Origin of the sequence: Natronobacterium haloterrestre, assembly GCF_900112205.1 — an archaeon.
Lineage (GTDB): Archaea > Halobacteriota > Halobacteria > Halobacteriales > Natrialbaceae > Natronobacterium > Natronobacterium haloterrestre.
Map to the genome: position 1 here is coordinate 41,285 of NZ_FOKW01000007.1, position 24,867 is coordinate 66,151.

The window sequence follows — 24,867 nt, forward strand, 5'->3', positions numbered from 1 at the left end:
TCGTCGCTGTTACTCGAAGCGGATCCGTTCTGTCCCGGGATCGATCTCGACGCGCCCGCCGATCGGGATCGGCGCGGTCGGGTACGTGTGGCCGAAGTCGACGTCGAAGACGATCGGTGCCGACGGGTTGTACGTCGCGAACACGTCCGCGATCGCCGCTCGCTGGTTCTCCCGGTAGGTCTCGCGGCGCTCGGGCGGCCGATCCTCGAGGTGCGAGCGGGCCGGCGGCCGCCCGACGAGGACGCCGTCGAACCGCTCGAGCAGTCCCCGTTCGCCGAGCGCCCGGAGCGCCCCTGCAACCCAGGTCGGTTCCGGGAGTTCCTCCGAGGTCTCGAGCGCGAGGATCGTTCCCTCGAGGTCGTCCTCGTCGGGGAGGTAGCGACCGGCGAGGAACCCCTGGTCGAGTATCTCGAGGCAGCCGCCCCAGACGCGCCCCGAAACGGGGTCGTCGCCGCCGGCCCACTGCCAGCCCGGGTTTGATTCGGTGTTCCGGGGCTCCTCGATATCGTTCGGATCGGTCCAGTCGCCGGGCTCGTCGGTGAAGCGGTCGGCTGGCCGGAGTTCGCCCAGCGACTCCTCGAAGAAGGCGCGTTCGGCGTACTCGATACCGTACTCGAACATCGAGCCGTCCATCCCCAGTTCGGTGAAGACCATCGGCCCCTGGTAGGAGACGATCCCGAGGTTCCAGAGGTACAGCGCGAGGTTCGTGTTGTCGCTGTAGCCGTAGAACCGGGTCGGATTCTCCCGGAAGACGTCCGGATCGAGGTGGTCGAGGACGCGGATCTGGTCGTTACCGCCGATGACCGCCATGACGCCGTCGACGCGGGGATCCTCGACGGCGTCCATCAGGTCTTTCGCACGCGCTTCGGGACCCTCCGCGCCCGATAGCTCCTCGTCGGTCATCGAGACCGTCGGGTACTCGATGGGCTCGAGGTCGAACACCTCGCGGAGCCGCTCGAGACCGAGGTCGTAGACGTGCGGGAACTCCGACCGGGGGTTCGACGCCGGTGCCACGACCGCGATCCGATCGCCGCGCTCGAGTGGCGGCGGGGTAACGAAGTCGCTCATCCATCCCTCGGTCGGCCGGCCGTGTAATAAAAGGAACGGCGGCGGTCGGCCCGTCAGTCCGTCTTCCCGGTTCGTTCTTTGGCTTCCTCGAGCAGTTCGTCGGCCGTTTCCCTCGTCTCCGCGACGACGGCGCCGACGAGGCCCCCGATCGCGCCCCCGGTACTCGCGGCGTTTCGACTGAACAGTGCCCCGATTGCGGCTCCGACGGCTGCCCCGATCGCTGCGTAGCGGGCCCGTCGAAGCACGTTGGTGATTCGGTCCCTCATATGTGAACATAGCAACCCGTTCGGCAAATACGTTTTCCCGAAAACGACGGAATTCGGCCCGGTTCATACGGGTTACTGTCCGTCGGGTCCGGCGCAACCGCCGCCCGGATCACGGTTGCGCCGGTACATCGGTACAGCAAGCCGTATCAGAGCAACCGCTCGATCTCCCCGAGCGACTCGAGGACGTAATCCGGCTGGATCGGCGATTCCTCGAGGGTCGTACGGTCGGTCACCCCCGAGAGGACCACCGCGGTCGTCATCCCGGCCCGGTTGCCGAGCGCGATGTCCGTGTCCAGTCGGTCGCCGACGACGAGGACCGATTCGGGAGCGACGCCGAGCCGATCCAGCGCGGCGTCGGCGGCGACGTCGGAGGGCTTGCCGAGGACGGCATCGGGTTCGCGGCCCGCGACGGCCTCTATCGCGGCGAGGATCGCCCCCGATCCCGGGATCGTTCCGTTCTCGACGGGTATCGTCGCGTCGGGATCGGTGCCGTAGAAGGGGACGGGGCCGTCAGCGGTGTCGGCGTCGGCGTCGGCGTCGGTGTCGACGTCGGCGTCGGTGTCGGTACCCCCGTTCGCTCGACGCTCCGAACTCGCCGCCTGGCCCTCGTTTTCGCCGACCCGCTCGCTCTCGAAGGCCCGCAGCGCGTCCCCGAGCGTGCCGTAGGAGAACTCCCGGTCGAACGACCCCAACACGACGTCCGCGGCCTCGGGATCGTCGGTCACGCTGACCGCCGCGTCCTCGAGGATCGACCTGAGCCGGCTTCCGCCGACGAGGTAGACGCGCGCGTCGGGGTGGTTCCGCGCGAGATACGACGCGCTCACCGTCGCGGAGGTCAGCACGCGGTCGGGTCCGATGTCGACGCCGTGGGGCGCGAGTTTCTCCCGGTAATGGTCGCTCCCCCGGGTCGGATTGTTCGAAAACAGCAGCCGGGAGACGCCCGCGTCCTCGAGTGCCCGGAGGCCATCGCTCGCCCCCGGAATCAACTGGTCGCCCCGGACGATCGTTCCGTCCACGTCGAGGATCGCGCCCTCGTAGTCGGTCATTACGCGGTATTAGGGCCGGACGGCGATTGAGTGTTTGGTTCGCGGCGACGGCCCGGGTCGAGAACTTCACTCGGGGCCTGAGCGCTCGAACTCGAGTTCAAGTTCCAGTTCCTCGGTGTCGATCCCCGCGCTCTCGGCCCGTTCGTTGGCCTCGATCAGGCGCTCGAGTTTTGCCTCGAACTCGGCGTCGGAGAGTTCGCCGGCGGCGTATCGCTCCTGGAGTTTCGTGACGGGGTCGACGCCGGCGTCTTCGCTCGCGACTTCCCGCTCTCCCGTCGGCTCATCGTCGGCGAACGGCTCCGCCTGAATCAGATACCACAGGAGCAGGAAACTGAGGACGAACAGGCCGGTGATGGCGACCGCGACCCACGGACCGGCCAGCACCAACGCCGCGATGATGATGACGTCGGCCAGCACGAACTTGATCGCGAAGATCTCGGTGGGGCTGTAGTCCCTGCCGCCGTCGCTGCCCATAGCGGGTTTAGGGTCGTCGTCGGAATAACTGTACGGTTCACTCGTCTCGCTCGTCTCGAGTTCGGTCGCCGCATCGATATCGGTTTCTCTAACGGCCGGTCCCCGCTCGCAGTAGAGCAGATACAGCAAGAGCCACGCGACGAGGAGGTCGGCCCCGTGCCCGACGAGGTGATGGACCACCATCGGCACGAGTCCGAACGCGGTGCCCGCGCCGACGATCGAACGAACGACCAGTGCCCCGAGGACGATCGTCAGCACGCGATAGCGGAACGTCGAGCGCCGCGCGTACCCGATCAGGCCGACGACGAAAAGCGTCAGGGTCCCGACCGCGGCGACCGCGACGATCGCGAGCAACAGCGGCGCGATCGACGGCGGCAGCCAGTCACCGACCGGAAGCGCGGACGCGTCGGCTATCACGTCCGATTGCCGCGGATCGAGCGGTGAGTTGCGTGTGCCGACGTTGGGAAACACTGTCACACACCCGGGTAACGGTCGCCGCAGATCGATCTGTCCGGTCAGTGACCGTGTTCGGTATCGCCGCCGTCGTTCCCCTCGAGGATGTTCCCACGGTAGTACTCCGCGAGGTCCCGGTCGAACGCCGAGAGCTCGATGATGTCGTCCTCGTCGTACGCGTCGAACTCGGCGACGAACGATTCGGCATCGTCCCGATCGGCGAACGGAGTTGGGTTGCGCGTCATGACGTCGTCGACGTGATCGGGATCGGACACCCGGACGAAAGACGCTTCGGACGCGTCGACGAGGTCGCCGCTCTCGTAGTCGGTCACCCAGACGCCCGCGATCTCCGTCTCCGGGCCGTCGAACGTTTCCGGAACCGCGTAGTAGGCGGCCAGACAGCCTGTCGAGCAGAAAAACTCGCGATGTCCGTCCTCGTGTACCAGCTGGGCGTTCCAGTCGGGATGGTCGGCGGCGACCATGTTACAGACGGTACAGTCCCGTCCCTCCGGGAACGCCACGGCCTCTTCGACCGAGGCGGTGTCGTCGGTATCGTCGTCGGCACCTGAGTCACTCGAGTCCGACTCCCCGTCGGACGTCTCGTCGGTTCCGTCTGCCCCCTCGTTCGACTCCTCTCCGCCGTTCGAGTCGTCGTCGGTCGAGTCGTCCCCGAGACACCCCGCCAGTCCGAGCGCGGTGCCGACACCGATCGCGCCGAGTACGCGACGCCGTCCGTACCGATGGAAGCGCTGTTCCATACGGGGATGGACGCAGGGACGTTGTAAACGCTATTTGGTACTTTTGTCGAACGCGTTCGACGTTCGAACCAGAGAGTCGCTCTTTGCTCCGCAGTCTGGCCTCACCTAATGGTCAGTGGGTAGATATTTTCTCGGCGACTACGAACGCAGATCGGCCACCCCGCGGTGTCGCTGCGGGTCACGATGCCCCGGGGCCGGACCGTAGCCGTTCGGCCTCGCGCGCACCCGAGGTGGGAATTCTTATCCCCGAACCGGCCGTAGCCATGCCCATGGCACTCGAGGTCGAACCCCCCGCGCCGCCGGAACTGGAGTTCGTCGATCCGAACGAGTACGAGGACGCGACGATCAGCGCCGACGGGACCGACGTCGACTACCGCCGAGAGGAGCTCCAGACGTTCCTCGAGGAGGGAGCCTGGGAGGAATCGTTCGAGGCCTGGCGCGAGGACACCGACCTCGAGAAACGGGAGTACGAGATCGCCCGGGACCTCGAACTCTTCTCGGAGTTCGACTTCTTCTGGGACGACTTCGCCGACCGCGTCGGCTATCACGCACCCGGCATTCCGGAAGACTGGCAGGCACGGGAGTACCACCCCGAACTCGACACCTGGGGGACGGTCTCGTCGATCAACGCCGAACTGACCGAGTTCGGCCAGGTCGTCTCGGAGGTGCTCAAAGAGGAGTACATCGACTGGGAAGCCGAGTACGAACCGCCGGAAGACCTCCCGGATTTCGACTGAAAGACCACGTTTCGCTCCCGTTTCTGGGGCGTCCCGTCCGCTCTCGAGACGAACCGTTGCGTTCGCTTTTTTCCGACCGTGACCGACGGGTCCCAACTCCGAGCGACCGCATCTCCGTACTCGTTCGGAGGACGGCCACCGTCGACTACCTCGCCGTGTGCTTCGATACGAGCGTTAGCCGCCCCACTCGCCGGCGAGGTCGCCCGCGATGTTGTTCCGCCAGTGGTCGAACTCGCGTTTGCAGGGGTCGTTGTCGTCGACGTGGTCGACGAAGCCCGCCCCGGCTGACTCGAGGTCGTCGCCGCAGTACGGGCACGTTGCCGGATCGCTCCAGTCGGCGGTCGTGTTCACTGCCATACCGTGTACTGCGACGAACCCGAATATAAATTCTCTCGATTAAGTAACTATACACTCATGTGGCATTAAATGGCATACTAGGATTACGACGATGTAATCGGAGGGTTCTCGGTGCGCCGACCCAGTCCCCCGAACGAGAATGTCCCCGTCCGGAACGAGACGACGCGTCGCCGAACTCGACGTGTTGCTCCTGACCGCCGGCATCTGGTTTCTCGCCAAGTTCCTCCGGTATGCCTTTCCGCCGCTTTTCGGGCCGTTCCAGGCGAGCTACGGCGTCTCGAACGCCGTTCTCGGGTCGGCGTTCACCGGATTCATGCTGATCTACGCCGCCGTGCAGTTTCCGTCCGGCGTCCTCGCCGATCGGATCGGATCGATCACCGTCATCGCCGTCGGTGCCGTCGTCGCCGCGGCTGCCGCCCTCTCGCTGGTCGTCGCCTCGCCGTTCCCGATCCTGATCGTGGCGATGCTCGTCATGGGTGCCGGCACCGGCGCCCACAAGACCGTCGCCGTCAGGTTGCTCTCTCGAGCGTACCCGGCACGGACGGGCCGGGCGCTGGGCGTGCTCGATACTTTCGGCGCGTTCGGCGGGGTCGTCGCCCCGGCTGCCATCGTCGCCGCGGGCGGGGTCGCCTACGCGTTCGGCGAGAGCTGGCGCGTGATCTTCCTCCTTGCGGGAGTCGCGGGGCTCGCCCTCGCTGGCGCGTTCCTGGCTCGAGTCCCCGATCGAGTGCCCGGGGAAGCGGCCGCCGACGCCGACGGCACCGGGGCGACCGGGATCGACGCCGACGAGGTCCGCCGGTACGCTGGACTGTTTCGTGATCGCCGGCTCACGACGTTCGTGGCCGTGACTCTGCTGTTTTCGTTCACCTACAACGGGCTGGTCGCGTTCGCCCCACTGTACCTGACCGAGACCGCGGGGGTCTCGGAGGCGACGGCCGGCCTGCTCTACAGCGCGCTCTTTCTGGCGAGCCTGGTCCAGCTCGTCACCGGGGAACTCAGCGACCGGATCGGCCGGCTTCCGATCGTCGTCGGCACGCTCGGGCTCGCGGCGGCCGCGCTGGTCGCCTTTGTTTCACTGACCGGCTCCGCAGGTCCAATCGCGCTCGGTGGCGCGCTCGTCGCTTCGGGCCTCGGTCTGCACGGGTTCAGGCCCGTCAGGAGTGCGTACCTGATGTCGGCGATCCCGGACGACGTGGCCGGCGGCGGGCTCGGCGTCGTCCGCACGCTGTTGATGGGCGGCGGGGCCGTCGCGCCGGCGATCGTCGGCGCGCTCTCGGACGTCGCCGGATTTCGGACCTCGTTCCGGCTGCTCGCCGCCTCGATCGCGCTGGGTGCCCTGCTCGCCCTCCTCCTGCTGGTTACGGACGACGGCTGACTGGAGACGGGTCGATTGCGGCCGAGGAGTAACGGGGACTACGCCACCCGCGAACGGCTCGAGTACGGAGAGATCCACTACGGTCGGCGGAAACCGATCGACGACGCGCTCGACAGCACCCGTCGGCCGCGTGGTGACGGAACCGAAACCCCGAGTTGGGCCGGGAGTAGGGCCACCTTTCGGCGCGTCACGTTCGGTCCCAGCTACTGTATCTCGTGTCTCCGCAGTCCATCCGGTGCGGGAGCCGATGGCCGGCCCACGCTGACGACGGGAAGACCACGAACACGAGCGCCGCGGCTTTTTGCTGCCGATCGTGGAACCCCCTGCTATGTACTCGATGGTCGACCTCGAGAACGTCGAGCCCCACGAACTCGACGACATCGAACCGACGCTGCTCCCGATCGGACCCGAACTCCGGCCCGAGCGGATGCGGCCGAGCGTCTGGGAGTACGACGCCGGCGAGGAGAACACCTACCACCGACAGGACGAACAGGAGGAACTGTACGTCGTCCTCGAGGGGACCGTCGACGTGACGATCGAACACGGAGACGACCGCGACGTGGTCGAACTCACCTCCGGGGACGTCCTCGTCGTGTCGCCCGAATCGTGGCGACAGATCCGGGCGATCGAGGAGAGTCGAGTGCTCGTCGTCGGTGCGCCGAACGTCGCCGACGACGCGATCCTCGAGGACCGATAGGTCCGTCGTCGGTCAGCGACCCGCGACGACCGCGACGCCCAGGAGAACCAGGCCCAGCGCCGCCGCACCCGCTCCGACCGTCCCGTCGCCGGCGAGCGCGACGACGGCTCCGGCGACGAGCCCGGCACCCCCGCCGCCCGCGAGCGTCGCGGTTGCGAGTTCGGATTCGACGATGGAGCCGTCGGCCTCGCTTTCGTCGTCCGGTTCGAGCGCCCGGAGGCGCGTCTCGACGGTCTCGAGGGAGGACTCGAGGCCGTCGAGGCGGTCGGCCAGCCCGTCCACGTCCTCGGAGCGCGCCGGGTCGAACTCGAGGCCGGGGTCGAGGTCGCGATCGAGAGCGTCCAGGCGCTCGGCGACCTCCTCGGTGCGGCCCGAAACGCCGTCGAGGCGGGCGTTCTGGGTCTCGAGCCGATCAGCCAGGTCGTCGACGGTCGGGTCGCGATCCTCGAGCGCGAGGAGCCGATCCTCGAGTCCGTCGACGGTTCCGGAGTCGACCGTCCGATCCTCGAGATCGGCGAGGGTATCGACGCGCTGTTCGAGAGCCTCGAGTTCGTCGATCCGCTGCTCGACTGCGCGGATAGCGTCGATCTCGTCCGCGAGTTCCTCGACGGCCTCGCGGTCCGCCGCGGTCGACGCCAGATCGGCCACGTCGGCCAACCGCTCCTCGACGTCCGCGAGGTCGTCGGTACGAGCAGTTTGCTCTTCGAGTTCCTCCAGACGATCCCGTACTTCCGCGATCTCCTCGAGGCGCTCTTCGACGCGTTCGAGATCCTCGAGGCGGCGCTCGAGTGCGTCGACGTCATCACCCTGCTCGTCGAGGCGGTCCTCGAGCGCCGCGAGTTCCGTTTCCACGGCCTCGAGTTCGTCGATCCGGTCCTCCAGCGGTTCCAGTTCGTCGATCCGCCGTTCGAGGTCGTCGACACGTTCGATTCGATCGCCGAGCCCGTCGACCCGCTCCGTGAGATCGTCTACTCTGTCGACCCGCTCCGTGAGATCGTCCAGTCGATCCTCGAGCGCGTCTATTCCGTCCGTCCGGTCGGTCAGTCGGTCGACCTCCGTCGCGAGCGATTCGTGGTCGCTCGCGGCCGAATCGAGTCGGTCCTCGAGCGCGTCGAGATCGCTCGTGAGGGCGTGGTCGTCCTGCTCCGCCCGGACGTCGTCGAGGTCGGCGGCCAGCGTCTCGAGGCGATCCTCGAGTGCGTCGAGTTCGGCCGTCGCCGACTTGCAGTCCTCGCGGACCGAATCGAGGTCGTCCCGGATACGGTCCCGTTCGTCGGCCGTTTCCTCGGCGAGGTCAGCCAGGTCGTCCGCTAGCTCGTCGGCGTCGTCCTCGAGCGATTCGACGGCCGACGGAAGCCCGTCGACCGCCGCTATCCGTGCGGAGAGTTCATCGACGTCTTTCTCGAGGGTTTCGACCGCCGCCGACGCCGCCGCGAGGTCGTCCGCCAGGTCGTCCGCCAGGTCGTCCGCGAGCGCGTCGTCCTCGTCCGACTCCCGCCGCTCCTCGAGATCGGCGACCTCGTCGGCGAGGGCGTCGACCCGATCCTCGAGGGCGACGACGCGTTCCCGCGTCGCGGTCCGTTCCTCGATCCCCTCGAGTTCGTCGCGAACGTCGTCCAGTTCGGCTTCGACCGCGCGGAGTTCGTCGTCGTCCGGGAACCGTTCGGAGAGGGTCTCGAGGAGGTCCGTCGCGGGATCGCCGCGGGTCGATCCCCCGGCCTCGTTCCCGCCGTCGTCGGCCATCGCGTCGAACGAGAGGCGGGTCTCCCCGTCGTCCTCATCGGCCGCGGGGACGCGTCGTTCGTCGGATTCCACGTCGACGTCGGCATCCCGGATCCCGGCCTCGTCCCCGTCGGCGAAATCGTCGTCGCACGCGGCCGCGAGCGCGCCCCTGACGACGCTTTCCGTCGGCTCGTCGGCCAGCCGAACGCCGCGGATCGAGGCACCCAGTCCGCCGGCGTCGAATCGCCCGCCCACGAGGAACTCGAGGCCATCGACCGCGCCGGGGCCCGCGATCGCGATCGGGACCGCGACGCCATCCTGGACGGCTCCGCCGTCAGCCCTCACGACGACCGCGTCGATCAGGTCGCCGATCAGGTCGTCGTACGCGCCGGCGATCGCGCTCTCGATCTCGCCCGTCGTCTCGGGATCGAGTTCGAACGTCTCGAGGACGTCCCCAACGGCCGACGGCGAACGGTCGGTTTCCGACGCCGCGCGCTCGCAGACCCAGTCTCTGCCTCGCGGGATCGACACCGAAAGCGACGGGACGCCGTAGTACGCGAGCGAGAAGCTGGTGTGCCCGCGTCCGAGACAGATCCCGATCCCGGTGTAGTTGTCCGATCGAAGCTGGTCGTAGACGACGGCGAATCCCTTGCCGATCGGCGCGGCCTCGATTCCCCGCTGGGCGAGGACGGACTCGACGGTCTCCCGGTGGTCCGCGACCGCGGCAGGATCCGACGGCCGCGGTTCCGGAGTCGCGTACCGGACCCGGTCGACCGTTTCGTCCCCGAAGACCGACTCGAGCGTCGCCGTCAGCGCCGCTTCCGCGTCGGTCGACTTCTCGAGAACCCCATTCGAGAGGATCGATTGCCGCTCGAGGTCCTCGCCGAGCGCGTCGGCGACGGTCGCTGCGCTCGAGCCCACCGCGTACACCTCGTCGTTCTCGTCTTCTCGGTCGATCGTCCGAACGTCGTGGTCGATCGACTCGAGGGCTGCGTCGTCGACCGGGACGACGACGGCCGGTTCCGAGTCGATCGTCGGGGCGTCCGTCTCACCGGTCGCCGACCTGATCGCGTCCGGTCCGATGTCGAGACCGCGTACCATGCGCTCGAAGAGGGAGACCCCGGTCTTGGAGCTTTGGTTCCGAATACCAGAACTGAAAATTGCTCCCCGTCGGATCGACGTACACGGCTCCCATACCCGGGAATAAAATTATTTCTTATACGAGTACATTCCTACAATGCTACGAATTATGACCATTCTTCGTCAGAGAAGGAATCGACTATTCGGACCCTCGAAGTGCTTTTGAACCCGACATACTCGTTAGTGTCTGGGTAGGTAGTGACACACTCCGATCAAAATCCTCCACGTTTATACATCAGGATGATGGTGGATTAGGTATATGTCCGAAACCGGGACGGAGCCCCGCCCGCTCACACGGGAGCTTCCCGACCCACTCGCCGCGTCGAACGTTCGGTACAACCCCTCGCTCGAGGAACTGCGTGAACTCGCCGCCCACGAGGAGACGACCACCGAGTTCGGCTCCCCGTCCTACGTCAGCGAGTTCCGTTCTCGCAGCGCCGATCGGACGAAAAACGCCGTCGATCACGAGTTCGACGGTCGCGACCGCGAGCTAGTCGACGACGCCGTTACCCGAGCGGACGAACGGGAGATGCTCTGTGTCGACCGGCGGATGGGCCGCCACCCGGAGGCGACGTTCCGCTGTCGCCTGTTCGTGCCGGTCGATCACGCGCGAATCGCCCTCGCCTGGGCGAACCTGTTCGAACCCGTCGAGGACCCCGAGGCCGAGCCCGACCTCTACACCGTTCAGGATCCGGACTACGACGAGACCGCGATCCGCGTGCTTCCGGACGAGGGCTTTACCGCCGTACTAGGCAGCGACTACACCGGTGAAGCCAAGAAATCGTTCCTCCGGCTGTTCATGTACCGGATCAAGCAACGCGGCGGACTCGGGCTCCACGCCGGGAGCAAGCGCGTCCGGGTCCGCGACGCCGACGGCGACCTGCGGACGGTCGGCCAGGTGTTCATGGGCCTGTCCGCGACCGGCAAGTCGACGCTGACTTCCCACGGCTGCTGGCTCGAGGACCCCGAGAATGCCGCGATGTTGCAGGACGACGTCTGCGGGCTCCTCCCGGACGGCTCCGTCGCCGGCAGCGAGGGGAAGGGGCTGTTCATCAAGACGATCGGGCTGGACGAGGACGAACAGCCCGAACTCTACGCCGCGGCGACCGACGAGTCGGCGATCCTGGAGAACGTCGCCGTCGATGAGGACGGGACCGTCGACTTCGACGACGACCGCCACACTGCCAACTCGCGGGCGATCGTTCAGCGCGACGAACTCGAGAGCGCCGACGAGGAGATCGACTTGGCGCGGATAGACCAGGTCTTTTTCATCACGCGAAACCCCCTGATGCCGCCGGTCGCGAAACTCACCGAGGAGCAGGCGGCGGTCGCGTTCATGCTCGGCGAGTCGATCGAGACCAGCGCGGGCGACCCCTCTCGAGCGGGCGAATCGATCCGCGTCGTCGGGACCAACCCGTTCATCGTCGGCTCCGAGGGAGAGGAGGGGAACGCCTTCCGCGACCTCGTCGCCTCACTGGACGTCGACTGTTACGTCATCAACACGGGCTACCTGGGCGAGCAATCGAAAGACGTCGGCGTCGAGGAGTCGGTCACGATCCTCACGGAAGCCGCCCGCGGCCGGATCGAGTGGACCGAGGACGACCGAACCGGGCTGACGATTCCCGAGTCGATCCCCGGCCTCGAGATCGAGGACTACTACGTTCCCGACCACGTCGAGGACTACGACGAAGCCCTTGCCGACCTGCGCGCGGAACGCCGCGAGTACCTCGAGACGTTCGAGGATCTCCGGGACGAGATCACGGACGCGGTGTACTGAACGTCCACGGGGCCCGAGACGGGCAACCCGCACCCCCGGATTTTGTGAATGGTCCGCATACTTTGCCGCGGGTGCGTACCGTTATATGCGTCCAGTTCCCAGGTCCGGCAATGACTCCACGCGTACGAACGCCGACCGCTCGCGTCTGCGAACGGTGCGGCCGAGCCGAACGATGGGACGACGACCTCGAGGCCTGGCAACTCGACCGGGACGATGGCGAGAAACTGATCGGCAACCCCCACTGTCTCCACGAGTGGGACATCAACGGGACGTTCAATCCGGTCGCCGAGAACGACTCCTGAGCGCCGGGACCCCTGACCGACGTTCGCGTCCAGTCGCACAGGCGGCTTTCCCTGCCCGAGCCCTGCCCGAAGCCGACCCGCGGCTCTTTTTGTCCGCTCGACCGTAGCTCCCGGCGATGCCGACCGCGTACATCACGGCCCCCGCCGATGACGCAGACGCGATCGCCGAACGACTGGTCGAGGAGCGACTTGCCGCCTGTGTCAATCGGTTCCCGATCACGTCGACGTACCGCTGGGACGGCGAGGTCCACCGCGACGAGGAGGTCGCGCTGCTCGCGAAGACCTCCGCCGACGCGTACGACGACCTCGTCGACCGGGTCGAAGAACTGCATCCCTACGACGTCCCGTGTATCGAGCGGTTCGACGAGGCCCACGTCCTCGAGTCGTTCGCCGACTGGCGCGACGGGAGCGTGGAGTAGTCGGTCGGGAGGAACCGGCCGGGGATCCGCGTCAGTGTATCACAGACGTCGACTGCCCGAAAAAGCAACCCTTAAAACTCGCGCACGGGTTGTCACGGGTATGGCTGGAACCATCGAAGTGCTCGTTCCGGGAGGCCAGGCCGACCCCGGCCCGCCGCTCGGTCCCGAGCTCGGACCGACGCCCGTCGACGTGCAGGCGGTCGTACAGGAGATCAACGATCAGACCGAGGCCTTCGACGGGACCGAGGTCCCCGTCACGGTCGACTACGAGGACGACGGCTCGTTCGAGATCGAGGTCGGCGTCCCGCCGACGGCCGAACTGATCAAAGACGAGGCCGGCTTCGAGACGGGCAGCGGCGAACCCCAGGAGGACTTCGTCGCCGACCTCTCGATCGATCAGGTCAAGCAGATCGCCGAGCAGAAACACCCCGACCTGCTCGCGTACGACACGAAAAACGCCGCGAAGGAGATCGTCGGTACCTGCGCCTCGATGGGCGTCACCATCGAGGGCGACGACGCTCGAGAGTTCAAGGAGAAGGTCGACGCCGGCGAGTACGACGACGTACTCGCGGACGAAGTGGAAGCGTAATCGACGACCGCGACTCCCCGAGTCGAATCCCGATCGACTCTATTCCTGCTTCGTCGTTTCGAATGGCCCTCGAGCGACGCGTCGGTTCCAGCGACCGTCGCCTCCCGTTGCCTTTCGTCGTGGCTCGTCACCGCTCGAGTCGCCGTTTCCGGTCGGAGTCGGTCACGGTACCGTCTGTCGGGGAAACAGACCTCGATCGGTTTCCGCGACGGCACGCAGTGACGGCGGCTACCGGGCCGAATCGGGGTCGATGCGGCCCGAGACCGCGAGCCAGTCCCAGCCGAAGGTCAGCAGGAACGGCACCAGCACGGCGGCTCCAACGAGCCGGGACGAGGCCGACTCGACGGCCGGAACGAGCGCGAACAACACCGCGACCATCGCCAGCGCGCCCAGCGGCCGCCGGAACCGGTTGGGCGGAAGTTCGAACACGGACCGCCCCCGGCCGGTCCGGATCCAGTTCCCGCGACGAACGCGTGTCGCGCCAGAGCCGCCGCGAGGAAGGCGACCGGCAGAGGTTCGCCCCGATGGCGGCCAGCGTCCCGACGAGGACGACGAGCCCGTCCATCTCGAGGTCGAGCCGGGCCCCGAGTTCCGTCTCCGCGTCGGTCGCCCGCGCGATGGGACCGTCGACCGCGTCCAGGCCGGCAGCGAGCGCGAACAGAACTGGAGGGTGCCAGGGGATGACGTCGAGGTCGACACCCGCCGGCGACGCGCCGAGGGGGACGAACCCCGCGAGCACGGCCAGTGCGGCACCCCGTGTCACGGTCACCCATGTCGCGAGTGTAAGACGTCGTTTTCCGGCTGCCTGACGCGCTCGAGCGGCCGTTCCGAGTATCACGATTCTACCAGACCGACGGTCGCGCCGACCGCGATCAGGAACGGTACGGGCGGGCCGTCGACCCACAGCGCCTCGAGGCCGACGAGCGCGACGACGACCAGCAGTTCCAGGCCTGCGGTGCCCCGTCTCCACAGCGAGAGCGTGGCGACGTCGGCACGGTAGCGGGAGCGATCGATCATCGGCGTAGGCCCTCGAGTCGTATCGGTCGTCCGGGGAGGTTTCGAGCCCCCGAATATCGGGGGGACGGCTCAGCTAGGCTCACGACTTACGACCCACGATTCACAGTTCACCGTTCACGGCGGTAGAGAACGACGAGTGCGCCGATCAACAGCATCTGTGCCACCTTGTCGACGACCTCCGCGCTCGAGAGATCGCCGCCGGCCGTCGGTTCGTTGACGACGTACCAGAGGACGATCTGTCCGGCGGTAAACGGAATCCCCAGGAGATAGACCAGCGGACGGCGGTAGCCGACGATCACGAGTCCGATCCCCGCCAAAAAGCCGGTCGTCGCGACGAGGAAGGCAACTCCATCCAGTGGGGGAGAAAGCCGACGCCGAGCACCAGATGGACGAGTGCCGAGACGACGGCCAGACCGATCGCCGTCCGGTGGAGGGCCCTCAACGGCGGGCGCGGCGTCGCGTCCGATGTGGCGTGGCCATAGGGGACGATCCACGACGATCGAAAAACGCCTTGTGGGCGTTCGAGCACGCCGTTCAGATCTTGTTCGCGGGCGGAACCGTTCGGTCGTCGGGCTGGCTCGCCCCGCCGGCACCGATCAGCACGCGGATGCCCGCCCCGACGCCGAGCGACGCTGCCAGTCCTGTCAGGACGATTGCCACAGGAAGCGAGAGCGCACCGAACCCGGCCAGCAAGCTCCCCGCGACGCTCCCAGCACACAGCTGATCCCGGCCCAGGCGGGCGGCGATGGCGGTCCCGACCGCGACGAAACCAAACGCCGTCAGTGCCGGGAGCACGAACGAGCCGAAGATCACGAGCGGTATGCCGAAGAACGTCCCGAGGCTCGAGCCGACCATGAGGGCGCCGGTCGAGGCCAGAGCGGTGATCACGAGCGTCGCCGGGAGTCCGATACAGATCGAAATGACGGGACTGTGACGCGCTTTCCGGACGGATTGCTGGCCGTACTCCTGGAGGAGTCCGAGCACGACCAGTGCGACCAGGAGCGTTCCGACGGCCCCTCCCACAACACGGACCAGCGGGTCGACCGCGTGAAAGAGGTCGACGAGGTCGACGGCCCCTCCGGGTGCCGGCTCACCGACAGTGACGAGACTCGGCGCGCGGCTACTGGTGTATAAATCTGATGGCCACATAGGAGAACGATACACTGTCTCTCCAAATAGTACTTTTGGTTGGAAAACAATCAGAACAAAACAATTTCGTACACACGGACGGAAACCCGATCGATGGCTCCTTGGCGTCCGTTCACGAAACCCGAAAACGGGCGGCGTAACGACCGCCCGAGCGGTCCAGTTCGACGGGTTTAAGTTTTCCATGCTACTCCCTTCAACAGAGACAGGCATCGCCTGTTTCACTGACCCGTAGGAGCACTCCTGCGTACTACGGAGGTGAACGATGGCAGATTCGGATATCGAAACCGCAGTGGCTCGCGCACTCGAGGAGTCACCTGATCGGAACTTTACCGAGACGGTGGACCTCGCGATCAATCTGCGCGACCTTGACCTGAACGAACCGTCGAATCGAGTTGACGAGTCCGTCGTGCTCCCGTCCGGAACCGGACAGGACACGCGAATCGTCGTCATTGCCGAGGGCGAAACTGCAGTCCGCGCCGAAGAGGTCGCGGACGAGGTTCTCTCGGAGGACGAGGTCGCAGACCTCGACGACGACGAGGCCAAAGACATGGCCGACGAGACGGACTTCTTCATCGCCGAAGAGGCGATGATGCAAGACATCGCCCGGCACCTGGGTACCATCCTCGGTCCCCGGGGGAAGATGCCGGACCCGCTCAGTCCCGACGACGACGTCGTCGAGACCGTCAACCGGCTCAAAAACACCGTGCAGCTTCGCTCCGGCGACCGACGAACCTTCCACACGCTCGTCGGCGCCGAAGACATGGATGCCGAGAACATCGCCGACAACATCGACGTCATCCTGCGTCGCCTGCACGCGGACCTCGAGAAGGGGCCCCAGAACATCGACGCCGTCTACGTGAAGACGACGATGGGCCCGTCCGTGGAGGTGGCCTAACATGAGCGCCCAGGCTGAACGCAAAACCGAGAACCTTCCCCAGTGGAAGCAAGAGGAAGTCGAGGAGCTCTCCGAGCTGCTCGGCGAGTACGAGAGCGTCGGCATCGTCGGCCTCACCGGCATCCCCTCGAAGCAGCTCCAGGACATGCGCCGCGATCTGTACGGCACCGCGGAGCTGCGTGTCAGCCGCAACACCCTGCAGATCCGCGCTCTCGAGGAAGCCGGCTACGACGACCTGGTCGACCACGTCGAAGGCCACGTCGGTCTGATCGCGACGAACGACAACCCCTTCGCGCTCTACAAGGAGCTCGAGGCGTCGAAGACGCCGGCTCCGATCAACGAGGGCGAGGTTGCCCCGAACGACATCGTGATCCCGGAAGGGGACACGGGCGTCGATCCGGGGCCGTTCGTCGGCGAACTTCAGGGTATCGGCGCGAACGCACGCATCGAGGACGGTTCGATTCAGGTCATGGAGGACTCGACGGTCCTCGAGGCCGGCGAGGAGGTCTCTGCGGACCTGGCGAACGTCCTCAACGAACTCGGTATCGAGCCCAAGGAAGTCGGGCTCGACCTTCGTGCCGTCGTCGCCGAGGGCGTCCTCTTCGACCCCGAAGACCTCGACATCGACGTCGAGGCCTACGAGAGCGACGTGGGGACGGCCGCCGCTCGGGCGCGGAACCTCGCGGTCAACGCGGAGTACCCGACCGAGACGACGGTCCCGACGCTGGTCGCCAAGGCCACGGGAGAGGCAAAGAGCCTCGGCCTGCAGGCCGCCATCGAGGACGAAGAGCTCATGCCCGACCTCGTCACCAAGGCCGACGCGCAGCTTCGCGCGCTCGCCGCCCAGATCGACGACGAGGAAGCGCTGCCGGAGGAACTGCAGGACGTCGACGCGCCTGCACAGCCGGCGGCTGACGAGGGCGAGAGCGAGGACGAAGACGAATCGGTAGACGACCAGACCGAAGACGAGGCCGACGCCGACGAGGAAGACGACGATGACGACGAAGACGGCGCGGCCGGCCTCGGCGAAATGTTCGGATAACGACTAACGGAGGATTCAACAATGGAATACGTTTACGCTGCACTCATCCTGAACGAATCGGGCGAAGAGATCAACGAAGACAACCTCACCGACGTGCTCGACGCCGCCGGCGTCGACGTCGAGGAGTCCCGCGTCAAGGCGCTCGTCGCCGCGCTCGAGGACGTCGACATCGACGAGGCCGTCTCCGAGGCTGCTGCCGCACCTGCCGCGGCCGCCGGCGCCGCTGGCGGTGCCGCCGCTGCCGAGGAAGGTGACGAGGAAGCCGAAGAGGAAGAAGAGACCAGCGACGTCCCGGACACGACGGACGAAGACGAGGACGAAGACGACGAGGCCGACGGCGAAGGTCTCGGCGAGCTCTTCGGCTAAGTCGGACGCGACGAGTTCGCAGTCTCAACGATCGACATTTTTTGCGTGCGTCACGTCGGCCAGTGGCGACGCCTCCCGTAGCGAGCAGCAAAGCGACCGGAGCGGGGTCGAGAACGCAGTTAGACGGTGGACTGGACCCGATACAGCCCCTGTCGGATGAGCCGGCGAAGCCCGTTTTCGCTCCGATCCCGGTCCACGGGGCCGTCCCGGGCATCCGCCAGGACCGCCTCCGTGACGTGTTCGCCGCTCAGCAGACACATCGGGACGCCGATCCCCGGATTCGTGTCGCCGCCGACGTAGTACAGCCCCTCGAGGCCGGGCACGCGGTGCCGGGGTCGGAGCGGGCCCGTCTGGCGGAGCGTGTGGGCCAGTCCGAGCGCCGTGCCCTGGGGTTTGTTGAACCCCCCGGCGAACTCGGAGACGCAGGCCCGTTCCTCGAAGCGGATCCGCTCGCGAAGGTCGACCCCCGTCGTCTCCGCGAGGTCCGCGAGCACGGCGTCCCGGAACCGTTCGCGCGTCGCGTCGTCGTCCTCGAGTCCGGGTGCGATCGGAACGAGGATCACGACCGTCTCGCAGCCGTCGGGGGCGACCGACGGGTCCGTCCGGGAGGGAACGTTGACGTAGTAGGCCGGATCGTCGGGCCACGCGGGGTCGTCGAAGATGGATTCGAAATGTGGAGTCCAGTCGGTCGGGAGGACGAGCGTGTGATGTTCGAACTCGGGGAGTTCGCCGTCGACCCCGAGGTACAGCATGAACGCCGACGGGGCGTAGGTTCGGTCGTCCCAGTAGTCGTCGGACCGGTCCGGAACGCCCGCGGGGAGGAGGTCTCGCTCGACGTGGGCCGGCGGCGCGTTGCAGACGACGCGGTCGTAGCGGGTTCGCCCCGCGTCAGTCGTGACGGCGAACCCGTCGGGGGTCGGCTCGAGGGCGTCGACCGGCGTCCCGGTTTCGATCGTCGCACCCTGTTCACGGGCGACCGCAGCGACGGCGTCGACCACCTCGCGGATGCCGCCCTGTGGGTAGTAGACGCCCAGCCCGTAGTCGACGTGACTCATGAGCATATAGAGCGCGGGCGTGTTGTGGGGGGCGCCGCCCAGGAAGACCAGCGTGTACTGGACGAGTTGGCGCAGTTTCGGATGGTCGAAGTAGTCGGCGACGTGGTCGTCCATCGTGCCCAGCAGGGAGAGCCCGCGGGCCGACCGGAGCACGTCGGTCGAGAGGTAGTCCCGGAACCGCGTCCGGTTGGGCAGGACGAACCGGTTCATCCCGATCTCGTAGGCCTCGCGGGCGTCCGCGAGGTACCGCTCGAGGGCCTCCCCCGCGCCGGAGTTGTAAGATTCGAACAGGGCCTGTGCCTCGGCGGGATCGGCGGGGACGTTCGCCCGATCGCCGTCCTCCCAGAAGACACGGTAGTTCGGGTCCAGCCGCTCGAGGTCGTAGTAGTCGGAGGGTTCGCGGTCGAAATCGGCGAAGAAGCGGTCGAACAGTTCGGGCATGAGGTACCAGGAGGGGCCGGTGTCGAACCGGAACCCCTCGCCGGTCAACCGGCCCGCGACGCCGCCGACGTCGGTTCGTCGTTCGTACACCGTGACGTCCGCCCCCGCGGCCGCGAGGTAGGCGGCCGCGGCGAGGCCGCCGAAGCCCGCGCCTGCGACCGCGATCGATTCGTCGGTCAGGTCGCTCATAGTACACGTTTCGTATCGGTCACGGAAGTCTGTCAGCCGCTATTCTCGGGGTATTTAGGTTCGCCGCGGTCGGGCGGCGTCCGCGACTCGAACGGGCCGGGTCAGGGGACGTACCAGATTCCGCGACCCGCGTCGAGCCACTCGCCGATCACGACGTGTGGCAGGGCGATGACGCAGACGAAGATCGTGTAAAACGCCACGAGCCCGGTCAGGAGACCGAGTCCGCCGAGCGGGTTGGGGACGACGACCCAGAACGCCCCGGCGACCGCGGCCGTCGCCGCGCCGCCGGCGAGCATCGCACCGCAGGTGTGCTTGACGGAGAGGCCGGTCGCGGGTTCGATCCGACGCGCGTACCGCTCCCGGCCGGCCTGTCGCAGCGAGTACCACAGCGGGAAGTACAGCCCGACGGCGACGACGACGGGGACGGCCGCGAAGTAACCCACGAGCAGCCCCGTCTCGGCGACGTCGCGGAGCCAGGACGCGCCGCCCCCGACCGCGTACCCGAGCGTGAGGTGGCCGACGACCGCGAGCGCGTAGCCGACGCCGAGAACGGTCCGCGCCGACTCGAGGGCGGGCCCGAGCGCACCGACTGCCCCCGGATCGAACAGGAGGAGCATGTACGTCGAGAACCCGTTGAACGTGTCGGGCCAGGCGACGAGCGGGACGATCATGACCGCACCGCCGCGGGCGACCGCGGCGAGCGCTCGCTGGAGTCGGGTCTCGAGGTGGTCGCTCCCGACCAGTGCGTCCATGACGTGGAGGTCGCCGTGGCCGGCCTTCGCGACCGCGACGGCGAACGCGAGGCCCAGCGCCGGGATCGGCGCGACGAAAAACAGCGCGACGAACGCGGCGATACAGAGGGCGTACGCCCCCACGTACCGGGCTCCGAACGGCAGCCCGCGCCGCCTGAGGTTCGAGAAGTGTTCGTAGCCGCCGTGAGGGAGGTTCAGCGCGATCATCCCGACGAGGTAGACGACCAGTTGCGCCTCGAGCGACGGCATCTGTCCGAGCGCCTTCGCCGCGACGAACGCGACGGCAAGTCCCAGCAGCATGACACGAGAGCCCTGCACAGCGACCGTCTCGAGTGCCGGCGGAGAACCCGAGCCCCGAAATCGGTGGTGTGTCGCCATACTGGAGGTTAGGACGGCTCGCACTTGGGCGCTGACCGACATCGGGCGGGATTTTAAGAGAGTGTTCGGGAGCGTCTCGAGGAATCGGGCCGCCGTTCCCCGCCAGTCGAACAGTGTTGCCGTGTTCTTTACGTGTGTGCGGCCGTGAGTTTTCGAATGACGAATGAACCTCCGCCAGTTCACGTGGGATACTTCCCCCGCTGCCGTCCTCCCCGGGGGCCGACCGCGGCCGTCGCTCGCTCGAGGGACGGGTCGATGACGCCGCCGCTTACTTACCTGGGATTTCACGCGGCGTTCGTTCTGCCACCGATCCTCGTCCTCGGGTGGCTCGCGGTCCGACGCCCGACGGCCTGGCGGGACCGACGTGCCGTCACCGGTCTCGTGATCGTTCTCTTCCTCGCGGTGGCGTACACCACCCCGTGGACCAACCACATGATCCCGGAGGGGGTCTGGTGGTACGGCGACGGTGCAGTGCTGGGTCGAATCTGGTACACGCCGCTCGAGGAGTACCTCTTTTTCGTCCTGCAGCCTATCCTGACCGCGCTCGTACTGTTCCAGTTCCCCGCGAGGGCCGACCTGCCGCTTCGGATCCCCCGCAGTCACAGGCTCGCCGGTGCCCTCGGGGGGCTCGCGATCACCGTCGTCGGCTGGACGCTGTTCGCGGGTCCGACCTCGACGTACTACCTCGGCTCGTTGCTGCTGTGGGCGGGCCCGGTACTGGCGATCCAGTGGGCGTTCGGGCTCACGTACCTGTGGCGGGTCCGTCGGCCGGTCGCGCTCGCGATCGCCGTGCCGACGCTGTATCTCTGTGTCGTCGATCGGATCGCCATCGAGTGGGGCATCTGGATCATCTCCGGGAGCCACACCACCGGCTACACGATCGGGGGGCTCCCGATCGAGGAGGGACTGTTCTTCCTGCTGACGAACGTCTTCGTCGTCCAGGGAATCGTCCTCTACGTCTGGCTGGTCGACCGCGTCCACGAACTCCCCGCACTCGAGCGGCTTCGAACCCCGAGTGATCTCCCGTGACCGCCACACCGTCCCGGTCCGAGGGGTCGCTCGGGCGTTCGGACGCGAGCGGTGCGCGACGGCGGGCGGGACGGCTCAGTCTCGGGTTCGGTGCTGCCACGATCGTTGCCGGGTTGGCACTCGTCGCCGCCGTCGACTCGCTCCCGCTTGTCTACCAGTACCTCCCGCTCGTGGCGACCGTCGTCGTCTTCGGCCTCCCCCACGGCGCGGTCGATCATCTCGTGCTCCCGCGCGCGCGGAACGACCCGGTCACGTCCCGATCGATGGCCGCCGTGGGAGTGCTCTATCTCGTCGTGGGGACGAGTTACGCGGCCGTCTGGTTTCTCGCACCGGCGCTCGCGTTCGCCCTGTTCGTTCTCGTGACGCTTTTCCACTGGGGACAGGGTGACGTCTACGCGCTGCTCGCGTTCACCCGCGACGGCACCTACCTCGAGAGCCGTGCTGCTCGCGCGCTCTCGCTGGTCGTTCGCGGCGGGCTGCCGATGCTCGTCCCGCTGGTCGCGTTCCCCGAGCAGTACGCGTTCGTCGCCGGAACGCTGATCGGCCTGTTCGATCCCGCGGCGGCGGCCGCGCTCGAGCCGGTCTTCGAGCCTGCGGTCCGGGCGGCGGTCGGCCTCGGGTTCGGCGCGCTCGTCGTCGCCTCGCTCGTCCTCGGCTACCGTCGCAGCGCCGGTGACGCGCTCGAGCCCTGGCTGATCGACGTCGCCGAGACCCTCGGTCTCGTCGCCTTCTTCGCCCTCGTGCCCCCGATCCTGGCGATCGGGCTCTACTTCGCGCTGTGGCACTCCGTTCGACACGTCCTCCGGACGCTGCTCGTCGACGACCCCGCGGTCGCAGCCCTCGCCGACGGGAACGACCTCGCGGCCCTGGGCCGGTTCGCCCGCGACGCCGCGCCGCTGACGGTCGCCGCCCTCGGGGTGCTCGGCGGGCTTGGACTGCTGGTACCCCGGACGCCTGCGACCGTCCCCGACGTCGCCGCCCTCTATCTCGTCTGTATCGCCGTGCTGACCCTGCCCCACGTGGTCGTGGTCTCGCTGCTTGATCTCGAGCAGCGGGTGTGGTCGACCCCGTGACCGTGAGCGGGCAGGCGCGGGTTTAAGTACGAGCGGGCGGCCAGAGGGGGCGATGGCTGTCGGTCCGGTCGAGGTAGTCACCGATCCCGCGCTGTCGTTCCGGCTGCTCGCCTGGTCGCTCGCCGGCGCGGCGCTGGGGTGTTGTAGCGGCCTCGTTCCGGGCCTGCACGCGAACAACTTCGCGTTCCTGCTCGCCGGCGTCGCGCCGTCGGTCCCGGGGCCGCCGCTTTTCGTCGGCTCCGCGATGCTCGCGGCCGGCGTCGTCCACACCTTCCTCAACGCCGTGCCCGCGATGGCGCTGGGCGTGCCCGACGCCGAGATGGCCGTCACCGCCCTGCCGGGCCACCGGATGGTACTCGAGGGCAGGGGATACGAGGCGATCCGGCTCTCCGCGCTCGGGAGCGTGCTCGCGGTGCTTGCCGCCGTGCCGCTCGCCGTCCCCGTTACGCGAGCCGTCACGGCGGTCTACCCGACCCTCCGGGCGAACCTCCCGCTCGTGCTTGCGGCGGTCGTCGTCGCGCTGCTCGCCTCCGAACGGACGTGGCGGAGCCGTGCCGTCGCCCTGCTCTCGTTCGCGCTGGCGGCGGGTCTGGGTATGCTGACCCTGGATCTCTCCCCCGACGCGCCCCTCGAGGCCGGCGGCACCCTCGCGCCGCTGTTCGCGGGCCTGTTCGGCGCGCCGGTGTTGATCGACGCCGCGTTCGGGAGCGGCATCCCGCCCCAGCGGGACGACGCGATCGCGATGTCCCGTCCGCTGGTTGGGACGACGGCCGTCGCCGGGGCGCTCGCGGGAGCCGTCGTGGGCTACGTCCCTGGGGTGTCGGCCGCGATCGCGGGCGTCGCGGTGCTCGCGCTCGTGCCGGGCGGTGCGGGCGACCGGGGCTATATCGTCGCGACCAGCGGCGTCGACACGGCCAACGCGATCTTCGCGCTGTTCGCGCTCGCCGCCATCGACCGTCCCCGGACCGGCGTGATGGTCGCCTTCGAGCGGACGAACGCGCCGCTGGCGCTGCCCGTCCTGGTCGGGGTCGTGGTGCTCGCCGGCCTGATCGGCTTCGTCCTCGTGATCGCCGTCGGGGACGCCTACCTCGAGTTGGTGGGGCGGCTGCCCTACTGGAAGGTCTCGGCGGCCGTCCTCGGGCTTCTGGTCCTCCTCTCGTTCCTGTTTACCGGCCCGATGGGGGTTGCCGTCTTCGCTGCCGCGGCCGTCGTGGGCATGGTCCCCGTACGGTTGCGAGCGCGGCGGGTCCACCTGATGGGGGTGTTGATCGGCCCGCTGCTGTTCGGAGCGTAACTCGAGTCGTCTCGAGCCGTGGCGCCGGGCCGTCGAGACCGAAACCCGGCTATTCGGCCGCGCTCGCCTCCCGCGCCGCCGTCATGACCCTCCCCACGCGCTCCGGGTCGACCGCGTTCGTCGTCTCGCCGCCGTCTTTCAGCGCCGTCCCGACGACGACCCCGTCCGCGCCCGCCTCGAGACAGTCGCCGACGGTCTCTGCGGTGACGCCGCTGCCGACCAGTACCGGCGTCTCCGGCACGGCCGCAGCGACTCGGCGCACGTCCTCGAGCGCCGCTTCCCGTCCGGTTCCCGACCCAGAGACGAGGACGCCGTCGGCCCGCCCGCGTCCGACCGTCTCGCGCGCGGCGCGTTCGACGCCAGCGTCGCCGATCGGCGTCGCGTGCTTGACGTGGACGTCCGCGAGCACGGCCACGTCGGCCTCGAGTCGCTCCCGCAGTCGCATCGTTTCGTGTGCCTGCCCCTCGAGGACGCCCTGGTCGGTCGCGGCCGTCCCGACGTGGACGTTGACCCGGACGAACGCGGCGTCGACCGCCGCCGCGATCGACAGCGCCGCCTCGGCGTCGTTCCGGAGGACGTTGACGCCGAGCGGGACGTCGACCTCGCGTCGAACCGCAGCGGCGACGGCGGTCATCTCCGCGACGACGTGTTTCGGCACGGAATCGGGGTGGAACGGCGCGTCGCCGAAGTTCTCGAGAACGATCCCGTCGACGCCGCCGGCGACGAGTCGACGTGCGTCGGCAAGCGCCCGCTCCCGGACGAGTCCACGGTCGCCGTCGAACCCGGGTGCGCCGGGCAGCGGCGGCAGGTGTATCATGCCGATCACCGGACGAGCGGCGTCGAACCGCTCGAGGAACGGCGGCTGCGATGCTGTGGCCATGTGAGACCGTGACGCCTCGAGGGAGAAATACCGTTCGCTGGACCGCGCCGGACCCCGCCACGGCCTCCGAACGGGTTCGGGAGCGAACCGCAAGGCGGCAAAGCCGTCCCCGTCCGAGTGCGTTTTT

Annotated in this window: 26 protein-coding genes and 3 pseudogenes; 13 read left to right on the top strand and 16 right to left on the bottom strand. The window is 67.8% G+C overall.

Features of this window, described 5'->3' with window-relative positions; translation table 11 throughout:
* Positions 1-9 precede the first annotated feature (9 nt).
* The 6 genes and pseudogenes from BM113_RS13790 to BM113_RS13815 form a co-directional block, all read right to left on the bottom strand.
* On the bottom strand, positions 10-1,068 hold the full coding sequence (locus BM113_RS13790; protein ID WP_089788654.1) for a S66 family peptidase: 1,059 nt from the start codon (positions 1,066-1,068) through the stop codon (positions 10-12).
* A 53-nt stretch (positions 1,069-1,121) separates the two neighbouring features.
* Positions 1,122-1,334, bottom strand: a complete 213-nt coding sequence (locus BM113_RS13795) for a YMGG-like glycine zipper-containing protein (RefSeq protein ID WP_089788655.1) — start codon at positions 1,332-1,334, stop codon at positions 1,122-1,124.
* Between the two features lie 146 nt (positions 1,335-1,480).
* Positions 1,481-2,380 carry an HAD-IIA family hydrolase gene (locus BM113_RS13800; protein ID WP_089788656.1) on the bottom strand — a complete coding sequence of 300 codons (900 nt, stop codon included), beginning with the start codon at positions 2,378-2,380 and terminating at the stop codon, positions 1,481-1,483.
* A gap of 66 nt (positions 2,381-2,446) precedes the next feature.
* Positions 2,447-2,854: an SHOCT domain-containing protein gene (locus BM113_RS13805; RefSeq protein WP_089788853.1), complete on the bottom strand. Its 408-nt coding sequence runs from the start codon at positions 2,852-2,854 to the stop codon at positions 2,447-2,449.
* Between the two features lie 114 nt (positions 2,855-2,968).
* Positions 2,969-3,331: pseudogene (locus BM113_RS23110) on the bottom strand (DUF7471 family protein); the annotation flags it as partial.
* A gap of 38 nt (positions 3,332-3,369) precedes the next feature.
* A complete protein-coding gene (locus BM113_RS13815) occupies positions 3,370-4,065 on the bottom strand; it encodes a nitrous oxide reductase accessory protein NosL (protein ID WP_089788657.1) in 696 nt (231 codons plus the stop codon).
* A 269-nt stretch (positions 4,066-4,334) separates the two neighbouring features.
* On the opposite strand from BM113_RS13815, the gene BM113_RS13820 reads away from it, so the two are divergent.
* Complete coding sequence (locus BM113_RS13820) at positions 4,335-4,802, top strand: DUF7992 family protein (protein ID WP_089788658.1); 468 nt, start codon at positions 4,335-4,337, stop codon at positions 4,800-4,802.
* Between the two features lie 174 nt (positions 4,803-4,976).
* On the opposite strand, the gene BM113_RS13825 is transcribed toward BM113_RS13820, so the two are convergent.
* A complete protein-coding gene (locus BM113_RS13825; RefSeq protein WP_007141909.1) occupies positions 4,977-5,159 on the bottom strand; it encodes a DUF7501 family protein in 183 nt (60 codons plus the stop codon).
* Positions 5,160-5,298: 139 nt separating this feature from the next.
* Here BM113_RS13825 and BM113_RS13830 point away from each other — a divergent pair, with 139 nt between their 5' ends.
* Both BM113_RS13830 and BM113_RS13835 read left to right on the top strand, forming a co-directional pair.
* On the top strand, positions 5,299-6,534 hold the full coding sequence (locus BM113_RS13830; RefSeq protein ID WP_089788659.1) for an MFS transporter: 1,236 nt from the start codon (positions 5,299-5,301) through the stop codon (positions 6,532-6,534).
* 328 nt (positions 6,535-6,862) lie between these two features.
* Positions 6,863-7,231: a cupin domain-containing protein gene (locus tag BM113_RS13835; protein ID WP_089788660.1), complete on the top strand. Its 369-nt coding sequence runs from the start codon at positions 6,863-6,865 to the stop codon at positions 7,229-7,231.
* A 12-nt stretch (positions 7,232-7,243) separates the two neighbouring features.
* Here BM113_RS13835 and BM113_RS13840 read toward each other — a convergent pair whose 3' ends face one another.
* Positions 7,244-10,054 (bottom strand): disk-shape morphogenesis protein volactin, encoded by a 2,811-nt coding sequence (locus BM113_RS13840; RefSeq protein ID WP_089788661.1) that lies wholly within the window; start codon positions 10,052-10,054, stop codon positions 7,244-7,246.
* Between the two features lie 298 nt (positions 10,055-10,352).
* Between BM113_RS13840 and BM113_RS13845 the strand changes: the two genes are divergently transcribed.
* The 4 genes from BM113_RS13845 (at position 10,353) to BM113_RS13860 (ending at position 13,180) form a co-directional block, all read left to right on the top strand.
* A complete protein-coding gene (locus BM113_RS13845) occupies positions 10,353-11,870 on the top strand; it encodes a phosphoenolpyruvate carboxykinase (ATP) (RefSeq protein WP_089788662.1) in 1,518 nt (505 codons plus the stop codon).
* Between the two features lie 110 nt (positions 11,871-11,980).
* The gene (locus BM113_RS13850; RefSeq protein ID WP_089788663.1) at positions 11,981-12,172 is read left to right on the top strand and encodes an HEWD family protein; all 192 of its coding nucleotides are present in this window, start codon (positions 11,981-11,983) and stop codon (positions 12,170-12,172) included.
* Between the two features lie 116 nt (positions 12,173-12,288).
* Entirely contained in the window at positions 12,289-12,591 is a 303-nt protein-coding gene (gene cutA / locus BM113_RS13855; RefSeq protein ID WP_089788664.1) for a divalent-cation tolerance protein CutA, read from the top strand.
* A gap of 100 nt (positions 12,592-12,691) precedes the next feature.
* Positions 12,692-13,180 carry a 50S ribosomal protein L11 gene (locus BM113_RS13860; RefSeq protein ID WP_089788665.1) on the top strand — a complete coding sequence of 163 codons (489 nt, stop codon included), beginning with the start codon at positions 12,692-12,694 and terminating at the stop codon, positions 13,178-13,180.
* A gap of 228 nt (positions 13,181-13,408) precedes the next feature.
* On the opposite strand, the gene BM113_RS22655 is transcribed toward BM113_RS13860, so the two are convergent.
* From BM113_RS22655 to BM113_RS13875, 5 genes and pseudogenes are all read right to left on the bottom strand, one after another.
* The gene (locus BM113_RS22655; protein WP_245758058.1) at positions 13,409-13,609 is read right to left on the bottom strand and encodes a hypothetical protein; all 201 of its coding nucleotides are present in this window, start codon (positions 13,607-13,609) and stop codon (positions 13,409-13,411) included.
* 154 nt (positions 13,610-13,763) lie between these two features.
* Positions 13,764-14,084 (bottom strand): annotated as a pseudogene (locus tag BM113_RS22945) (hypothetical protein); the annotation flags it as partial.
* Positions 14,015-14,197, bottom strand: a complete 183-nt coding sequence (locus tag BM113_RS22660) for a hypothetical protein (RefSeq protein WP_245758059.1) — start codon at positions 14,195-14,197, stop codon at positions 14,015-14,017. The pseudogene BM113_RS22945 and the gene BM113_RS22660, both read right to left, overlap by 70 nt.
* Before the next feature lie 107 nt (positions 14,198-14,304).
* A pseudogene (locus BM113_RS13870) lies at positions 14,305-14,639 on the bottom strand (DUF7475 family protein).
* A 92-nt stretch (positions 14,640-14,731) separates the two neighbouring features.
* Positions 14,732-15,346 (bottom strand): hypothetical protein, encoded by a 615-nt coding sequence (locus BM113_RS13875; RefSeq protein WP_177209175.1) that lies wholly within the window; start codon positions 15,344-15,346, stop codon positions 14,732-14,734.
* 262 nt (positions 15,347-15,608) lie between these two features.
* Between BM113_RS13875 and BM113_RS13880 the strand changes: the two genes are divergently transcribed.
* From BM113_RS13880 to rpl12p, 3 genes are read left to right on the top strand one after another with little or no spacing between them, the layout of a single operon-like run.
* Positions 15,609-16,241, top strand: coding sequence for a 50S ribosomal protein L1 (locus BM113_RS13880; RefSeq protein WP_089788666.1), 633 nt, complete (start codon positions 15,609-15,611; stop codon positions 16,239-16,241).
* 1 nt (position 16,242) lies between these two features.
* Positions 16,243-17,283 (top strand): 50S ribosomal protein L10, encoded by a 1,041-nt coding sequence (locus tag BM113_RS13885; RefSeq protein WP_089788667.1) that lies wholly within the window; start codon positions 16,243-16,245, stop codon positions 17,281-17,283.
* Between the two features lie 21 nt (positions 17,284-17,304).
* Positions 17,305-17,649, top strand: coding sequence for a 50S ribosomal protein P1 (rpl12p, locus tag BM113_RS13890; protein ID WP_089788668.1), 345 nt, complete (start codon positions 17,305-17,307; stop codon positions 17,647-17,649).
* Between the two features lie 119 nt (positions 17,650-17,768).
* Here rpl12p and BM113_RS13895 read toward each other — a convergent pair whose 3' ends face one another.
* Positions 17,769-19,334, bottom strand: a complete 1,566-nt coding sequence (locus tag BM113_RS13895) for a phytoene desaturase family protein (protein ID WP_089788669.1) — start codon at positions 19,332-19,334, stop codon at positions 17,769-17,771.
* A 101-nt stretch (positions 19,335-19,435) separates the two neighbouring features.
* Complete coding sequence (locus tag BM113_RS13900) at positions 19,436-20,464, bottom strand: Brp/Blh family beta-carotene 15,15'-dioxygenase (protein WP_089788670.1); 1,029 nt, start codon at positions 20,462-20,464, stop codon at positions 19,436-19,438.
* A 255-nt stretch (positions 20,465-20,719) separates the two neighbouring features.
* On the opposite strand from BM113_RS13900, the gene BM113_RS13905 reads away from it, so the two are divergent.
* Genes BM113_RS13905 through BM113_RS13915 form a run of 3 tightly spaced genes read left to right on the top strand, consistent with a single transcriptional unit; the run spans position 20,720 to position 23,860 of the window.
* Positions 20,720-21,493: a lycopene cyclase domain-containing protein gene (locus BM113_RS13905; protein WP_089788671.1), complete on the top strand. Its 774-nt coding sequence runs from the start codon at positions 20,720-20,722 to the stop codon at positions 21,491-21,493.
* Positions 21,490-22,566 carry a Brp/Blh family beta-carotene 15,15'-dioxygenase gene (locus BM113_RS13910; RefSeq protein ID WP_089788672.1) on the top strand — a complete coding sequence of 359 codons (1,077 nt, stop codon included), beginning with the start codon at positions 21,490-21,492 and terminating at the stop codon, positions 22,564-22,566. Before BM113_RS13905 ends, BM113_RS13910 begins: the two co-directional genes overlap by 4 nt.
* 52 nt (positions 22,567-22,618) lie before the next feature.
* Entirely contained in the window at positions 22,619-23,860 is a 1,242-nt protein-coding gene (locus tag BM113_RS13915) for a tripartite tricarboxylate transporter permease (RefSeq protein WP_089788673.1), read from the top strand.
* A 49-nt stretch (positions 23,861-23,909) separates the two neighbouring features.
* On the opposite strand, the gene BM113_RS13920 is transcribed toward BM113_RS13915, so the two are convergent.
* Entirely contained in the window at positions 23,910-24,740 is an 831-nt protein-coding gene (locus BM113_RS13920; RefSeq protein WP_089788674.1) for a BtpA family protein, read from the bottom strand.
* Positions 24,741-24,867: the final 127 nt, after the last annotated feature.

Bases quoted from the DNA above. Each gene is read 5' to 3' on its own strand.
- BM113_RS13790 (WP_089788654.1), bottom strand. From the start codon at position 1,068: ATGAGCGACTTCGTTACCCCGCCGCCACTCGAGCGCGGCGATCGGATC.
- BM113_RS13795 (WP_089788655.1), bottom strand. From the start codon at position 1,334: ATGAGGGACCGAATCACCAACGTGCTTCGACGGGCCCGCTACGCAGCG.
- BM113_RS13800 (WP_089788656.1), bottom strand. From the start codon at position 2,380: ATGACCGACTACGAGGGCGCGATCCTCGACGTGGACGGAACGATCGTC.
- BM113_RS13805 (WP_089788853.1), bottom strand. From the start codon at position 2,854: ATGGGCAGCGACGGCGGCAGGGACTACAGCCCCACCGAGATCTTCGCG.
- BM113_RS13815 (WP_089788657.1), bottom strand. From the start codon at position 4,065: ATGGAACAGCGCTTCCATCGGTACGGACGGCGTCGCGTACTCGGCGCG.
- BM113_RS13820 (WP_089788658.1), top strand. From the start codon at position 4,335: ATGGCACTCGAGGTCGAACCCCCCGCGCCGCCGGAACTGGAGTTCGTC.
- BM113_RS13825 (WP_007141909.1), bottom strand. From the start codon at position 5,159: ATGGCAGTGAACACGACCGCCGACTGGAGCGATCCGGCAACGTGCCCG.
- BM113_RS13830 (WP_089788659.1), top strand. From the start codon at position 5,299: ATGTCCCCGTCCGGAACGAGACGACGCGTCGCCGAACTCGACGTGTTG.
- BM113_RS13835 (WP_089788660.1), top strand. From the start codon at position 6,863: ATGTACTCGATGGTCGACCTCGAGAACGTCGAGCCCCACGAACTCGAC.
- BM113_RS13840 (WP_089788661.1), bottom strand. From the start codon at position 10,054: ATGGTACGCGGTCTCGACATCGGACCGGACGCGATCAGGTCGGCGACC.
- BM113_RS13845 (WP_089788662.1), top strand. From the start codon at position 10,353: ATGTCCGAAACCGGGACGGAGCCCCGCCCGCTCACACGGGAGCTTCCC.
- BM113_RS13850 (WP_089788663.1), top strand. From the start codon at position 11,981: ATGACTCCACGCGTACGAACGCCGACCGCTCGCGTCTGCGAACGGTGC.
- cutA (WP_089788664.1), top strand. From the start codon at position 12,289: ATGCCGACCGCGTACATCACGGCCCCCGCCGATGACGCAGACGCGATC.
- BM113_RS13860 (WP_089788665.1), top strand. From the start codon at position 12,692: ATGGCTGGAACCATCGAAGTGCTCGTTCCGGGAGGCCAGGCCGACCCC.
- BM113_RS22660 (WP_245758059.1), bottom strand. From the start codon at position 14,197: ATGATCGATCGCTCCCGCTACCGTGCCGACGTCGCCACGCTCTCGCTG.
- BM113_RS13875 (WP_177209175.1), bottom strand. From the start codon at position 15,346: ATGTGGCCATCAGATTTATACACCAGTAGCCGCGCGCCGAGTCTCGTC.
- BM113_RS13880 (WP_089788666.1), top strand. From the start codon at position 15,609: ATGGCAGATTCGGATATCGAAACCGCAGTGGCTCGCGCACTCGAGGAG.
- BM113_RS13885 (WP_089788667.1), top strand. From the start codon at position 16,243: ATGAGCGCCCAGGCTGAACGCAAAACCGAGAACCTTCCCCAGTGGAAG.
- rpl12p (WP_089788668.1), top strand. From the start codon at position 17,305: ATGGAATACGTTTACGCTGCACTCATCCTGAACGAATCGGGCGAAGAG.
- BM113_RS13895 (WP_089788669.1), bottom strand. From the start codon at position 19,334: ATGAGCGACCTGACCGACGAATCGATCGCGGTCGCAGGCGCGGGCTTC.
- BM113_RS13900 (WP_089788670.1), bottom strand. From the start codon at position 20,464: ATGGCGACACACCACCGATTTCGGGGCTCGGGTTCTCCGCCGGCACTC.
- BM113_RS13905 (WP_089788671.1), top strand. From the start codon at position 20,720: ATGACGCCGCCGCTTACTTACCTGGGATTTCACGCGGCGTTCGTTCTG.
- BM113_RS13915 (WP_089788673.1), top strand. From the start codon at position 22,619: ATGGCTGTCGGTCCGGTCGAGGTAGTCACCGATCCCGCGCTGTCGTTC.
- BM113_RS13920 (WP_089788674.1), bottom strand. From the start codon at position 24,740: ATGGCCACAGCATCGCAGCCGCCGTTCCTCGAGCGGTTCGACGCCGCT.